General features: G+C 41.4%; 12 protein-coding genes and 1 pseudogene. 12 read left to right on the forward strand and 1 reads right to left on the reverse strand.

Annotation, left to right across the window (positions count from 1 at the left end; translation table 11 throughout):
• A pseudogene (locus BLV86_RS18085) lies at positions 1 to 199 on the reverse strand (IS4 family transposase); the annotation flags it as partial.
• 426 nt (positions 200 to 625) lie between these two features.
• On the opposite strand from BLV86_RS18085, the gene BLV86_RS06730 reads away from it, so the two are divergent.
• The 12 genes from BLV86_RS06730 (at position 626) to BLV86_RS06780 (ending at position 14,478) form a co-directional block, all read left to right on the forward strand.
• Complete coding sequence (locus tag BLV86_RS06730; protein WP_175456463.1) at positions 626 to 2,707, forward strand: LTA synthase family protein; 2,082 nt, start codon at positions 626 to 628, stop codon at positions 2,705 to 2,707.
• Between the two features lie 534 nt (positions 2,708 to 3,241).
• Positions 3,242 to 3,784, forward strand: a complete 543-nt coding sequence (locus BLV86_RS06735; RefSeq protein WP_090815829.1) for a type IV pilin protein — start codon at positions 3,242 to 3,244, stop codon at positions 3,782 to 3,784.
• Positions 3,785 to 4,206: 422 nt separating this feature from the next.
• Positions 4,207 to 4,335: a hypothetical protein gene (locus BLV86_RS18450; RefSeq protein ID WP_278308775.1), complete on the forward strand. Its 129-nt coding sequence runs from the start codon at positions 4,207 to 4,209 to the stop codon at positions 4,333 to 4,335.
• Between the two features lie 9 nt (positions 4,336 to 4,344).
• Positions 4,345 to 6,243: a hypothetical protein gene (locus BLV86_RS06740; protein WP_090815831.1), complete on the forward strand. Its 1,899-nt coding sequence runs from the start codon at positions 4,345 to 4,347 to the stop codon at positions 6,241 to 6,243.
• Positions 6,244 to 6,615: 372 nt separating this feature from the next.
• Positions 6,616 to 7,176: a hypothetical protein gene (locus tag BLV86_RS06745; protein ID WP_090815833.1), complete on the forward strand. Its 561-nt coding sequence runs from the start codon at positions 6,616 to 6,618 to the stop codon at positions 7,174 to 7,176.
• 359 nt (positions 7,177 to 7,535) lie between these two features.
• Positions 7,536 to 7,808, forward strand: coding sequence for a hypothetical protein (locus tag BLV86_RS06750; RefSeq protein WP_031549446.1), 273 nt, complete (start codon positions 7,536 to 7,538; stop codon positions 7,806 to 7,808).
• Positions 7,805 to 8,386, forward strand: a complete 582-nt coding sequence (locus tag BLV86_RS06755) for a hypothetical protein (protein ID WP_090815835.1) — start codon at positions 7,805 to 7,807, stop codon at positions 8,384 to 8,386. Before BLV86_RS06750 ends, BLV86_RS06755 begins: the two co-directional genes overlap by 4 nt.
• Positions 8,387 to 8,762: 376 nt before the next feature.
• A complete protein-coding gene (locus BLV86_RS06760) occupies positions 8,763 to 9,338 on the forward strand; it encodes a glycerol-3-phosphate responsive antiterminator (protein ID WP_031549443.1) in 576 nt (191 codons plus the stop codon).
• A 173-nt stretch (positions 9,339 to 9,511) separates the two neighbouring features.
• A complete protein-coding gene (gene glpK / locus BLV86_RS06765) occupies positions 9,512 to 11,005 on the forward strand; it encodes a glycerol kinase GlpK (RefSeq protein ID WP_090815837.1) in 1,494 nt (497 codons plus the stop codon).
• A 157-nt stretch (positions 11,006 to 11,162) separates the two neighbouring features.
• Positions 11,163 to 12,608: an NAD(P)/FAD-dependent oxidoreductase gene (locus BLV86_RS06770; protein ID WP_090815838.1), complete on the forward strand. Its 1,446-nt coding sequence runs from the start codon at positions 11,163 to 11,165 to the stop codon at positions 12,606 to 12,608.
• Positions 12,605 to 13,873 (forward strand): NAD(P)/FAD-dependent oxidoreductase, encoded by a 1,269-nt coding sequence (locus BLV86_RS06775; protein ID WP_090815839.1) that lies wholly within the window; start codon positions 12,605 to 12,607, stop codon positions 13,871 to 13,873. Before BLV86_RS06770 ends, BLV86_RS06775 begins: the two co-directional genes overlap by 4 nt.
• A 236-nt stretch (positions 13,874 to 14,109) precedes the next feature.
• Positions 14,110 to 14,478: a DUF1667 domain-containing protein gene (locus BLV86_RS06780; RefSeq protein ID WP_090815840.1), complete on the forward strand. Its 369-nt coding sequence runs from the start codon at positions 14,110 to 14,112 to the stop codon at positions 14,476 to 14,478.
• Positions 14,479 to 14,624: the final 146 nt, after the last annotated feature.

Genomic DNA, 14,624 nt, shown 5'->3' on the forward strand with positions numbered 1-14,624 from the left:
TCTTCATCTGCATGTACATGCTGCTTCTTGAAAAAACATTTACAAACTTATACCGAAAGATATTTATTACAGGGATTCCCTTTTGCTTTTCGGCATTGCATTTACGGAGTAAGTTACCTACCTTAAAGGTTGAAATAAAATCCGAAACTGAGCAATTAATTTCTTCCTCTGAGTGCTGTCCTTGTGGTAAGATATGCATATGGCGTAAGTCCTTTCTTGGTAAATGTTTTGTGGTAAATTCATTATACCTTATTTGAAAGCGACCTATGCCTTTTTATTTGTCTAAAGTATAGAGTTTTCAAGGTGCATCACACCTTTTGGGTGTGGGAAGTTTGAGTCATATATATATTTTATGTTTTAATTCAAAGAGATAAATAACATGCAGAAGCTTATATTAATATTCAAAAAATTTCTAAATCATAATATATTTATATTTTGTTGCTTGTTTCCTGTCATTTTCACTCTATTATTTATCGGCTATTTTCCGGTTACATTTTCATTGAATATTAATGTAAGTATAGAACATGAGAACGGGCATCTTGAGTCCTATAATAAAAGTTTCTCTGCTCTGAATATTTTTCATAGTAATGAATGGGTCTTAGGAGATGATACCGATAATATAAACTTGATTTCGAATGAAAATGACTATGATCTTAAAAATCTCATATTCAGTAACAAGGGTGGTGTTAAAAGGATAGTATTCCATTCTTTCTCAACTTCAATTCTTGGAATAACTACTGTAGAAACTTCTGGAATTGATCTAGGTCAGCACACCTATTTAAATGGTGGAATTACGCCATTTTTGGAAAATGATGAATTTGGTCTTTCCATAGACGACCCGGATGTTGAAAGTATGTTCATGATAAGAGGATATGATTTTATTCCTATTTGGTTTTGGGTGGCGTATTTTTCTTTAGTCACAATCATCACTCTTATTGTAACTTTCATCGCAAGTACGATAATCACAAAATACAACGTTAAGAACTGGAAATGCCCACTTCTTTCCGTCTCCATGACAGTTACATTTCTGTTACTCGGCATGTGGATAAACAACACGTTATCATACATCACTTACGATTTCTTCTTCTTAAACTGGATCATAGTTTTCCTGGTTTGTAATGTGATAAATTGCCTGACTAAACATTATGCCGGAACGATCCTTGGAACTTTTGTGCTACTTTCATGGTACTGCATTAACTACTTTGTCATTCTTTTTAGGTCAAAGCCTGTCATGCCTTCAGACCTATATGCCATACAGACAGCCGGAGAGGTTATGGGTGGCTACAATTTAGTTCCCACTCCGCTGATGATTTTCAGTTTCATTCTATGGCTGGGTTTAAGCATTAGCCTTGTGCGGATCAGCTTAAAGGATAAGAAAAAAGTATCATTTCGTAATCGGGCTATCGGCATAGTCATCTCGGTTGTTTTGTTTACTTTATGTCTCAACAATCCCATCTATAAGCAGCTCAATACCTTTGTATGGAACGCTAAGCTTCTTGATGATTTCTATTCAGAGGGAATGGTCCTTTCGTTCACCCGTTCATTTTTCAGTTCCTTTGTAAGGGAGCCTGAGGGTTATTCAAGGAAAAAGGTTGAGGAGTATATTGAACATTATCGCAAAAGCGAAGATGAACAATTAGCTAATGAAAAGCCATCAAGGATCATCATGATCATGAACGAAGCATATTCAGATCTTCGTGATTCCGGAATGACCGGGAAAGTGGATGTGCAGCCGTTTATTGACAGTATGGATGAGAACACACTTCACGGAACCATGTACGCTTCAGTTTATGGCGGCGGAACCTGTAATACCGAGTTCGAGGCATTAACCGGAAACTCCCTGGCATTTTTTCCTTCAGGTTCTTATCCGTATTCCCAGCATATAAAACATAATCTTTGGTCTCTTGCCGAATATTTTAAGGAAGACGGGTTTAAGACTGCCTCATTCCATCCCGGAGGCAAGGACTCTTGGAACAGAAATAATGTTTACACCTTGCTTGGATTCGATAAATATTATTCTCGTGATGAGTATAAGGACATAGAATATTTACATCTTTTACCTGATGATCAGTCAAACTACAGGTTTATAGAATCGGTTGATGATGAAGAGAAGGTTCCAGAATTTTTCTTCAATGTTACCTACCAGAACCATAGTGGATATGAAACCTTTGAAGACGTTCCCAAGAATGAAAGTGCGATGCTGATACCGACAACTGATGCACAAGTATATCTGTCCCTTGTTGCAAAATCGGATGAAGCTGTAGAAGAGTTGATTAAGCATTATCAGAATTCAGATGAAAAAACCATGATCATATTCTTTGGGGATCATCAGCCGGGTCTTGGAGTTGAAAATGATTTCTATATTTTCAACAACAATGTCGGTGGATTAAATAAGTATAAGACGGAGATGTTTATCTGGACGAATTATGATTCGGAACAGGTGGAGAATTACCAGTTAAGTGCAAACTTCCTGCCACTTCTTATTTTGGAGAGAGCAGGATATAAGCTGCCGCCTTACCTCAAGATGATGAAGGATGTTTATGAAAAGTATCCAGTTATCACATCCCAGGGTGTGCTTGATAATGAAGGCAGACTCTATGCCGGTGTAAATGATCTTTCAGATGACCCTCTCATCCAAATGTATCAATACGTGCAATATGCAAATATGTTTGATAACATAGATGAGGCTTGGTTTAAGATAGATTAATGATAATTCCCGGAATTCCGGTCAGATATTGAAAAACATAATCACAAATGATATATTACTTATAAGGAAAGTACCCACTCCAAAGTGGATGCTCCCAATAGATGTTATTTAGCTCTCAGTGAGAGCCGCCTCTCTTGTTTGCAGACGAGAGAGGCTTTATTTTTTTCGCTTGTTGTTTCTCTTATCGAGAAAGCTAAGCAACGCCAGTAAGAAACCACAAGCCGTAAAAAGCAATGCCAACAAAGTCAGCATAATCATTAAGATTTCGTAGTCCGTCATGTGCGCCACCTCCCTTCCACAGTGACATCCAAATAATGGAGCACCTTATAATATGGCTCGGGAGATTACCACCTCGTCATGGGTACTTGTAAAGCGGATGAACCGCTTTTTTAATATAGCACATACGTTCTGTCTGTTCAACCGAACAATTACCATTCCTTAGTAAATTCCAATAATAATCTCTTATAAATACTATTAAATATATCGATTATATTGTAAAATAAAGTATAGTTATAATTTTTAAGAGGGGAAAATATGAATAGACTATCAAGAAAAGGTTTCACATTAGCTGAACTGCTTATTGTTGTAGCCATCATAGGTATACTTGTATCTATCAGTATACCTATATTTACCAACCAGCTTGAAAGAAGCAGAGATGCAGCTTCAATTGCCAATATCCGCAGTGCTTATGCTCAGGCTATGGCTGAATACTTAACCAATTCTTTTTCAGACAGTCGCATGGACGATGCAGTTCATAGTTATGATGTTAACAATTCCTCCGGAACACGTGTTATGACTGTTAATTTTAGAAAGGGAAGAATAGTCCAGATATGTGTGATGAATGTAGAAATTAAAAGCACCAAGGCAAATGATTGGTCCGGTATGGGTGACAGTCTTCCATTTCATGGTCATATGAGACCCTGGAATGATGGAGATACCGGTGTTCCGAGAAAATATATGATTGTCTTCAATTTCGATGAAAGCGGAAGCGGACACTCCCATGATGGAGGTGTTGATGGATCAAACTGGGATGGCTATGATGCAGAAGGTTATGTGACATCTGTTGATTTTGTTTGATCGACCATATTAAATGAAGAATGAATAACCTCAAGAAGCTTATTGAAAGCATTACTTAAAAATGTTATATCAGTAGTAGGAAAGTACCCACTCCAAAGTGGATGCTCCCGAGTTATGGTTATTTAGCTCTCAGTAAGAGCCGCCTCCCTCGTTGGCAGACGAGAGAGGCATTATTTATGTGATATATAAGCCTTATAGTCAGAAATAGACCTATTACAATTAAAACGAGGAATTGCAATAAATGCGATTCCTCGTTTTTGCGTTTTGATTGATGTAGTCATTAGTCATATTGTAGTGGGTTTACCGGTGGAATTTAAGTAACGAAAGATAAGCTGTCTTGATTTTTCAACTTAATTGAGAGACTTTCGTACTTATGCTAATATTATTTTATATTTACAAATGCAGCTAGAGGTGGTTTGTGTATGGATTTTAAGGTAAGTTTGGAAAATACTTATGATGAGTATGATGTGGCTTATGAAAAACTTGGTAATGTTATAGCGGATATATGTAAAGATCATTGTATGTATAAGCGAAAAATAGTATTTCGATGAGGTGCGCACATGACTAAAAATATTCTTCTTACAACACTGGATGTATCTCGTGACGATAGAAAACCGAGATATTACTCTGCTAAAAGTGAATTCGGTTTTAATTATTGTGAAGCCATGCAGAGCATTGAGGCCGGAACAAAGCTGATTCTGGCGCGTGTACCTGTTGCGGAGATCCTGATCATCGGAGAAGAAAAATTTCCATCACTAAAGCTTGGGACCGACATGGACGTTGAAAAGAGTTTTAAGCTAAAGGATGCAGAGTATTTGGCCAATGCTTACTCTGAGACTCATTATTCTGCATTTGATCTTTACAGATATCGCATGGCACAGTTCATAAATGAAGTCAGTACCGAGGAGGATAGTGATACCTTAGTGGATGAGGCACTTCGTGAGAATCTGGTCAAACTCATAAATGATTTTCAGGAGTCGTATTCAGAGCGGGAAACAAAACGTCTTAACCGATTTTTTGATGAGCTTTCCGGTAACCGGGATCTATATGAGAAATTAATAACTTACCTCTTTACGTCACTTCCGGATCTAAGAAAAAATACGGCACAAGTTGTCAAGTGGGTAGAGAACTATCTGTATAACGAATTAAAGCCATCTGCAAAGCTTGAGTGTCTTGAAGTGAATGAAAATGTCTCTGCGCGATACATCCCGGCGGTTATGCTTGAAAAACGGGAGTTCTGGGTCAACAGCATGCTTGACACAGATCCGGTCGTAAACGGGGGAGAAGATGAGATAAATCTTTATGTAGTTCTAAGTAATGATTCCGCTATAGACGGTCAGCTCATCCTCAACATGCTTGACATCCTTATATCTACTCCCGGGAGCAATGTTTGTCTTAAGAAAATATACAAGGTGATAGATCCTGCAGGAAGCCTGACGGTAAAAATAGAAGACAGCACGGCACTTTCCAAATCCACAAAACTTGTTTCGGCAGCTCATGCATTTCTTAACTACAGTAAGACAGATATGCTTGTGAATTTCTGGGAGAATTCTGGTGTACAGGATGAAAGGATAAGCAAGCTTATCTATGCTGCACGCCATGTTGATGTAGGCATTTCCATGTGTAATATCCCTGAGGTTCAGGAAGGCATAGACCGTCTGCACGAGATATTCCGGGATGAGTCATCCTGGAAAGAAGAAAGTGAATATGGATTGTTGTTCGGTATCATCGCCGAATGTATCAAGGCGGATTATAAGCCACTTCTTGAAGGTGACGGCACAATTCCGTTTATAGAACTTATCAAATGGACCTATAAGCATCAGCTGTACCAACAGGTATTGACTCTGATCGAATCCCATGCACCTGCAAATATTGTCAGATCAGGTATTTTCTACTATTGCGATGACGAGAACAAGGCTGCAGATGTCATTAAGATCCTTGCACATCAGCGTCTGGCATTGAAACCTTATGAATACTATAAGATGGAGGACATAGAACACTATTTCATCAAGACTTATGACCGTTCGGCTGTAATACTAAACGGTTCCAAAGGTGAAGACAGAAATAAAATCTATTCCTATCTCAGAATCCTGTCCATAGATAATGAATCACCTGAAAAAATAACAGGTCACACAGCCTGCGACGACACTATAACCGTACAGAAAGTTCTTTACGCCTATTATCATCTTGGAGAAGTCAGAAACAAAATCAGCCATGCCGATACCAGGGCTATGGCCGAATGCCGTCTCATCGTATACGATAACGAGATAAGCTCCGCCATGCAGCTGATGCGTGAAAGCATTGAGTTCTTCATCAACAATTATGAGGAAGCATTAGAAGAAGTACGATATAAAAATCCAAACATTGTCACCATCACATCGGAAGAAGTGAGAAATGCTTCGGAGCGTTTGAAACGGGAAAACAAAGATAATCATCGCAACAATGAAAGAAAAGAGTAACAGTTCAGCCGGTGGACCATGGGGACGGGGTTAGTGGTCCACCGGCTGAACTGTTACCTGCGGCATTGTTCAAGTATAACATAATTCTGGCTTTTTATTGGAAATTATAATCACAAATGATATATTATCAGTAAGGATAGTACCCACTCCAAAGTGGATGCTCCGAATAGATGTTATTTAGCTCTCAGTGAGAGCCGCCTCCCTCGTTTGCAGACGAGAGAGGCATTTTTAATGTGTTTTTTAATCCATATAGTCAGAAATAAACTAAATATACTTAAAATATTTTATAAAATTTTAACTTATGGCCTATATTAAAAATACAGATTTAGAGTTAATATATACGAGGATTTGTGATTGTAGTGAGGGCAATACATGAAAACAATATCATTAAAAGGTTATCAGTTAGCAGAACTTCTCATAGTTGCGGCTATAATAGGTGTACTTGTGGCTGCTTGTTTAAATGTATATACAGATAAGCTTGAGGAAAGCAGGGATGCAGTGGCGGTAGCCAACATTCGCAGCGCTTACTCAAGGGCCATGGTTGAATATATTACTTATAATGCAAATGACGACAACTATGATTACGTTCTTAACACCTATGTGATTAAGGACGGAGATAAAATTGTAGGGTCTATAAATTATCATAATGGAAGAATAGCTCAGATATCAATCTACAATGTTGAGGTTCCGACCAACCTGAGTAACAACTGGTCCGGTCTGGCAGACAACCTTCCGTTTTATAATACGTTGACATCAGATGATCACGGAGATCAGGGTGTTACAAGAAAAAACGCTACTATCGAATTTGATTTTGATGATTATGGCGCAGAGCATATCGGAACCGGAGCTGTCTGGGATGCTCATGAAGCAGAAGGTCGAGTAACTTCTGTGGTAGTTAAAGATACACCGGAGTATATTGTAAATAGATTATAATTTGAATACATTTAAAGCCTCTCTCGTTTTTGAAGACGAGAGAGGCTTTTTCAATTCCAAAAATCATATATATGGTCGGAATTTAGACAATATGAAAAGAATAAAAGTTGTGTTAAGGTTTATGCATTGATGACATATGAACTGCAATCAGTAATAAATGAATGCAACATTTTTCTCTAACAATAAAGAATTAACAATGATTGGTTTACTGATTGTTAGGAATGTTTATCAATGATATTATAGATTTAAGGAGATACAGAATTTAATGCAGGAAGCAGAAGTAAGTGTCTATATTCAAAACCATAATAATATCAATGGGCTAGTTGATTGAGGACTTTAATGCGAAATCATCAGAAAACATGAATTTCAAACTTTTGGCAGAAGGTCTTCATCATTTTAAAGAAACAGAGAAAGGTCGTGATATCGTGAGTGAAAAAGTTGAAAGATATGCAAAACAATATGCTGAGACAAATAGAATTAGTAATTTAGTACAGAACATTAAAAATTTGATGAAAAATGCTTCTTTTACTTTAGATCAGGCATTTAATAACCTTGAAGTTTCCGATAAAGACAGGGTGATTGTAACTAAGGAGCTTCAAGAAGAATCACTAAGAATAAATAGCATGCAATGATTAAACGAAAACAAGGCGAAAATGAAGCGCTTGAAATTCTTGAGAACATCGGAATAGAGATGGATGAAGAATATACTGACGACAATTCCAGGCCGAAGATGCCGGATCTCCGATACAAGGATGGAAGATTTATCGAGGTGACTCATACAAGATATAATACTGAATTCATCCAGAGGCTGAGGAATCAGGGATGTAAGGCTGTTGGAGATGATAAGGTATTTTTAAATGAAGAATGTCATCAGTCAGACTGTCCCATTATCAAGCAATGTACCGATGCAATCCTTCGGGAGATAATCGACGACAAGGGCAAGAAGTATCCATATGGAGATACAGACTTATTCTTGTTTGTTACAGCAGAAGAGTATCGGAATATGCTAAACCTGATGCCTCAATGGAAATGGAACGGTGAGGCCAATATCTTCCTGTATGACATAGAAAAATCTCCGTTCCAGACAATCTACATCTGCGAGTGGGATTTAGAAAACTTAATCTACAACACCGTCGATCCCAAAATGACAAGATTTTACAGAAATGATGGCACTCTTCAATGGCAGTATTACAGACATAGTAGGTCTTAATAAGAAACTCCTACACTGATTGGACACAAAATATGACATTGACATAATAATTATAGTTTGATATAAACTAAGACAAGAAACGGGTTATTATCGCATTTCACTGTTGCGAGCTTCTCGTTTCTTTTTTTATCCATAAAATAACAAGTAGATGTCTACTGGCTCTGACCGCATTTATAGTGTAAAATAGACAAGGCACAAACACAGCTGAAAAAAATTTTTGGCTTTTTTGCTGTTTTCTGTTGTACATTTAATCTTAAAGTGCTAGAATGCATCCATAAATATTTTGCCACGGAGAGTAGAGAGTATGGCAGTAAGCAGTTTATGAAGGCTGCTTACTAGCTGTACTCTTTTTTTGTGCCCAAAACGAGGTAAAAACATGCTAAGACAAGACTTTATCGAAAAAATCGAGGACAATCCGGTCATTGCTGCAATAAAGGATGATGCGGGACTGGAGAAATGTCTCGAAACCGACATTGGAGTCATCTTCGTTCTCTATGGCGACGTCTGCAGCATCCCGAATATCGTGAAACGGATCAAGGATGCGGGAAAAACAGTAGTGGTTCACATGGACCTCATTAACGGTCTCACATCCAAGGAAATCTCACTGGATTTCATAAAAGAACACACAGAGGCCGACGGCATCATCACAACAAAACAGAACCTTATAAAACACGCAAAAGAGCTTGGGTTAAATACAGTCCTCAGATTCTTCATGCTGGACACTATCGCTCTTCAGAACTTTGAGAAGCAGAGCCACCAGGATATACAGCCGGACATCATCGAGGTTCTGCCTGGAATACTTCTTCCGGAGTTCTTCGAGAATTTACGAAGGATCTCAAGAGTCCGCATCATGGCGAGCGGCCTCATCAGTACCAAAGAAGAAGTACTTAACGCCCTGAACAACGGAGTGATTTCAATTTCAACCACAAACCAGAAGATCTGGGATATATAAAATCAATTTCAACTTAATTCGGAAATACGGAACATGTAGTTTTACTACTAATGAAAATGTGACAGGTTTACAAACTAAGGTTGTCACATCAAATCTGCCTTTAAATTAAGAAATATATCGGGCAGATGTTCGTAAAACAATTAAATCAGTAAGTGATATGGAGGAATATATAAATGTCTAAATACGTAATGGCCATGGATTCCGGTACAACCAGTAACCGCTGCATTCTCTTTGACAAAGCAGGAAATATCTGCTCGGTAGCGCAGAAGGAATTCACACAGTTTTTCCCTCAGCCCGGCTGGGTTGAGCATGACGCCGGTGAGATCTGGCAGTCACAGCTTTCTGTAGCGAGACGTGCAATGCAGAAGATCGGAGCAACCTTCGAGGATATCGTTTCCATCGGTATCACAAACCAGCGTGAGACCACTATCGTTTGGGACAAGCTCACAGGTCAGCCTTTATGTCACGCAATCGTATGGCAATGCCGTCGAACCGCCGACGCAGCCGAAGAACTGAAGAAGGAAGGACTTGAGGAAAGCTTCCAGAAGAAGACCGGCCTCATCATTGACCCATACTTCTCAGCCACAAAGCTTCAGTGGATCCTCCATCATATGCCGAACGCACAGGAAAGAGCGGAAAAAGGAGAGCTGCTTTTCGGAACAGTAGACACCTGGCTCATATGGAAGCTCACAAAGGGAAAAGTTCATGTAACAGATTATTCCAATGCTTCCAGAACCATGCTTTTCAATATCAATACTCTTGACTGGGATGATGAAATCCTGGAGAAGCTCAACATTCCACGCTGCATGCTTCCTGAAGTTAAGCCAAGCAGCTATGTTTACGGAGAGTCAGATCCTGAGTTCTTCGGAGGCCCCATCAAGATCGCGGGGGCCGGCGGAGACCAGCAGTGTGCATTGTTCGGACAGACCTGCTTCGATTCAGGAGAAGCCAAGAACACTTACGGAACCGGTTGCTTCATGCTGATGAACACAGGAGAGAAACCGGTATTTTCAAAGAACGGACTTCTCACTACCATCGCATGGGGAATCGACGGAAAAGTAAATTACGCTCTCGAAGGTTCGGTTTATGTAGCAGGTGCAGCCATTCAGTGGCTGAGAGATGAGCTTAGAGTCATCGACAGTTCGGCAGATTCCGAGTACTTCGCCACAAGAGTTAAGAATACAAACGGCTGTTATGTGGTACCTGCCTTTACAGGACTGGGCGCTCCTTACTGGGATCCATTTGCAAGAGGCGTCATCACAGGACTTACCCGTGGCGTAAACAAATACCACATCATCAGAGCGACGCTGGAGTCATTAGCATTCCAGACAAACGACGTGCTGAGAGCCATGGAAAAGGATTCCAACATTCACCTTACATCACTTAAGGTAGACGGCGGTGCCTGCAAGAACAACTTCCTGATGCAGTTCCAGTCAGACATCATCGATGCTCCGGTACACAGACCTAAATGTGTTGAGACCACAGCCATGGGAGCCGCTTATCTTGCAGGACTTGCAACCGGCTTCTGGAATGACAAGGAAGACGTCAAGAAGAACTGGCAGATAGATAAAGAATTCCATCCTGAGATGAGAGCGGAACAAAGAGAAGAAGAAATCCGCGGATGGAATCAGGCAGTAAAGGCTACCTTCGGCTGGGACAAGAGATAAATAAAGTCAATATATAAAAGCCACCTTGGCTTGGTATAAAATGTGAGGCCAAAAGATACCTTTAATTAACCATATTAGTATGAAAACCCGGATCCGGACCGGTAATCATTATAAACAATGTAAATCATCCAATTATAAAACGAGGAGATAATAAATCATGACTTATGATGTGATCATTATTGGAGCCGGTGTCACCGGTGCAGCCGTAGCGAGAGAGCTTTCCCGCTACAATGTAGAAGTATGTGTTCTTGATAAGGAAGAGGACGTATGCTGCGGTACTTCAAAAGCAAACAGCGCCATTATCCACGCAGGCTACGATGCTGAGCCCGAATCAAACATGGCAAAGATGAACGTTCGTGGAAACTACATGATGGATCAGCTTTGCAAGGATCTGGACGTTCCTTTCAAAAGAAACGGTTCACTGGTTGTATGTGTCCATGAGGAAATGCTTCCGGGACTTAAGGAGCTCTATGACAAGGGCGTTAAGAACGGCGTTCCCGGCATGAAGCTTCTGAACAGAGAAGAAGCCCTCGCAATGGAGCCTAACCTTTCCGAAAACGTTCAGGGTGCTCTTTATGCAGAGACAGCCGGAATCATCTGCCCCTTCAAGCTTAACATCGCCATGGCAGAGAATGCCAATGTTAACGGCGTAGACTTCCGCTTTAACACCCGCGTTGAGAAGATCACCAAGGGAGAAGACGGTCTCTGGCATCTCCGCACCAATAACGGCGAGTACAAGACAAGATATGTTGTTAATGCTGCCGGCGTTTACGCAGACGTATTCCACAACATGGTAAGTGAAGAGAAGATTCATATCATAGAGCGCCGCGGAGAGTATTACCTCCTGGACAGAACAGTAGGGGATCACGTAAGTCACACTATTTTTCCTCAGCCCAATAAATTCGGTAAGGGCGTTCTGGTAGCACCTACAGTTCATGGAAACCTCCTTGTAGGACCTACAGCCATCGATCAGGATGATAAGGATGCAACCAACACAACTCAGTTTGGAATGGATCAGATTACAGCCAAGGCTTCCGAGAATGTAAAGAACCTTCCATTAAGAAGTGTTATCACTTCCTTCTCAGGACTTCGTGCTCATGAAGATAATCAGGAATTCATCCTTGGAGAAGTTAAGGATGCACCGGGCTTCATCGACTGTGCTGGTATCGAGTCACCGGGACTTTCAAGCTCACCGGCAATCGGAGAGTACATCGGAAATCTCCTTCGCGACATGATGAAGCTTACAGAGAAAGAAAACTGGATCGCTACAAGAAAAGATGTGCTTGATCCCAAGAAGCTTTCATTAGAAGAAAGAAATGTACTTATCAAGAAGAATCCTGCATACGGACAGATTATCTGCAGATGTGAGTCTGTAACAGAAGGCGAGATACTTGATGCCATTCACAGACCTCTGGGCGCACGTTCACTGGACGGCATTAAGAGAAGAACCAGAGCAGGAATGGGACGCTGTCAGGCAGGTTTCTGCAGTCCCCGTGTAATGGATATCCTTGCAAGAGAGCTGGGACTTCCACTTACAGAGATCACAAAGAGCGGCGGAAAATCCCAGATCGTGCTTGAGCACTCCAAGGAGGTAGCAGAATGAATAATGTAGATATCGTAATAGTCGGTGGAGGACCCGCAGGTCTTGCCGCAGCAGTAGCCGCTAAGAAAGCCGGCTGCGACAGCATTCTCATCCTTGAGAGAGACGGAGAGCTGGGAGGAATCCTTAACCAGTGCATCCACAACGGATTCGGACTTCACACATTTAAAGAGGAACTTACAGGTCCCGAGTACGCAGGCCGCTTCATCCGGCAGGCCCTGGACCTTAACATTGAATACAAACTGAACACCATGGTAATGGACATCTCTCCTGAAAAGGTCATCACAGCCATGAACCGCACAGACGGAATGTTCCGGATTCAGGCAGGAGCAGTAATCCTCGCCATGGGATGCCGCGAGCGTCCGAGAGGAGCTCTCAATATCCCGGGCTACAGACCCGCCGGAATCTTCTCAGCAGGGACCGCACAGAGACTTGTTAACATCGAAGGCTACATGCCCGGAAGAGAAGTTGTTATACTGGGCTCCGGAGACATTGGACTCATCATGGCACGCCGTATGACACTTGAAGGCGCAAAGGTAAAGGTTGTTGCCGAGCTCATGCCTTACTCAGGCGGACTCAAGAGAAACATCGTACAGTGTCTTGACGACTTCGGAATCCCTCTCAAGCTTTCACACACAGTCATCGACATCGAAGGCAAGGAGCACATCTCCGCTGTAACCATCGCTGAGGTTGGTCCGGATCGTAAGCCGATCCCCGGAACAGAAGAGCGCTACACCTGCGACACACTTCTTCTTTCCTGCGGACTTATACCTGAGAATGAGCTTTCACAGTCCGCCGGCATTGAAATGAGCCGCATCACCTCAGGCCCTGTTGTAAACGAGAGCCTCGAGACCAATGTTCCCGGCATCTTCGCCTGTGGTAATGTCCTTCACGTACACGACCTCGTAGATTACGTTTCAGAAGAGGCCGGACGTGCCGGAGAGAACGCAGTAAAGTATGTAAAGGGACAGCTTGATGAAAACGCCTCCGGAAAGCTCATTAAGCTTGCTGCAACCGACGGTGCAAGATACACAGTTCCTTCAACCATCGACCCCGGCCGTATGGATGAGAATCTGACAGTCCGTTTCCGTGTCGGCGATGTATATAAGGATTCCTACGTTTCTGTATATTACGGAGACGAGAGAGTTCAGCACAGAAAGCGCCAGATCCTGGCACCGGGCGAAATGGAACAGATCATCGTAAAGAAGGAAGACCTGCTGGCAAGACCTGAGATGGAGACCATAACCATCAAGATTGAAAAAGAGTAAACATGGTTTATATGACACTTTCTGTGGATGTGCAAAAGCATCCGCAGGAAGATGTCTTCCTAATTAAAAGTAAATACGGATTACATGACACTTTTTAAGGACGGGTGAAAACATCCGTAGGAAGATGTATTCGTAACAGTGTCATATAGATTATATCCAGTGAATATGAGTCGATCAGATCTGACTGTATGTCAGAAAAAACGGCGAGAAACAAATGCTTATAGGAGAATAGAATTATGGAGCAGAGACATTTGACCTGTATCGGCTGTCCCATGGGCTGCCAACTCACAGTCGAGATGGATAAAGGAGAAGTCCTTTCGGTTTCGGGAAACACCTGCAAGAGAGGCGACATATATGCAAGAAAAGAGGTTACTAATCCTACAAGAATCGTAACTTCTACCATAGCCGTAAAAGAAGGCGACAAGGAAAGAGTTTCCTGCAAAACAGCAAACGACATTCCAAAAGACAAAATCTTCGCAGTTATGCAGGATATCAACCACGCAGTTTGCAAGGCACCCATCAGCATCGGTGACGTCCTCATAGAAGATGCAGCCGGCACCGGCGTAGCTGTAATCGCAACACGCGACATCAGAAAAATCTCATAAATAATTAAACGGGCTCTGATTTGCACATAGAAGAAGATGTGTGAATCAGAGCCGGTTTTATCCATCTGAGGTCATTCCACTGGCTTACTATCATTGACTCCAAAACCGGTTTTATCCATTTGAGGTCATTCCACGGGCTTATGTTC

The sequence above is a fragment of the Oribacterium sp. KHPX15 genome, from assembly GCF_900107835.1.
Lineage (GTDB): Bacteria > Bacillota > Clostridia > Lachnospirales > Lachnospiraceae > Oribacterium.

What these genes read in the sequence shown, in the direction of transcription:
- BLV86_RS06745 (WP_090815833.1), top strand. Translation starts at nt 6,616, where the DNA reads ATGAAAACAATATCATTAAAAGGTTATCAGTTAGCAGAACTTCTCATA.
- glpK (WP_090815837.1), top strand. Translation starts at nt 9,512, where the DNA reads ATGTCTAAATACGTAATGGCCATGGATTCCGGTACAACCAGTAACCGC.
- BLV86_RS06735 (WP_090815829.1), top strand. Translation starts at nt 3,242, where the DNA reads ATGAATAGACTATCAAGAAAAGGTTTCACATTAGCTGAACTGCTTATT.
- BLV86_RS06750 (WP_031549446.1), top strand. Translation starts at nt 7,536, where the DNA reads ATGAATTTCAAACTTTTGGCAGAAGGTCTTCATCATTTTAAAGAAACA.
- BLV86_RS06760 (WP_031549443.1), top strand. Translation starts at nt 8,763, where the DNA reads ATGCTAAGACAAGACTTTATCGAAAAAATCGAGGACAATCCGGTCATT.
- BLV86_RS06740 (WP_090815831.1), top strand. Translation starts at nt 4,345, where the DNA reads ATGACTAAAAATATTCTTCTTACAACACTGGATGTATCTCGTGACGAT.
- BLV86_RS06780 (WP_090815840.1), top strand. Translation starts at nt 14,110, where the DNA reads ATGGAGCAGAGACATTTGACCTGTATCGGCTGTCCCATGGGCTGCCAA.
- BLV86_RS06770 (WP_090815838.1), top strand. Translation starts at nt 11,163, where the DNA reads ATGACTTATGATGTGATCATTATTGGAGCCGGTGTCACCGGTGCAGCC.
- BLV86_RS18450 (WP_278308775.1), top strand. Translation starts at nt 4,207, where the DNA reads ATGGATTTTAAGGTAAGTTTGGAAAATACTTATGATGAGTATGATGTG.
- BLV86_RS06755 (WP_090815835.1), top strand. Translation starts at nt 7,805, where the DNA reads ATGATTAAACGAAAACAAGGCGAAAATGAAGCGCTTGAAATTCTTGAG.
- BLV86_RS06775 (WP_090815839.1), top strand. Translation starts at nt 12,605, where the DNA reads ATGAATAATGTAGATATCGTAATAGTCGGTGGAGGACCCGCAGGTCTT.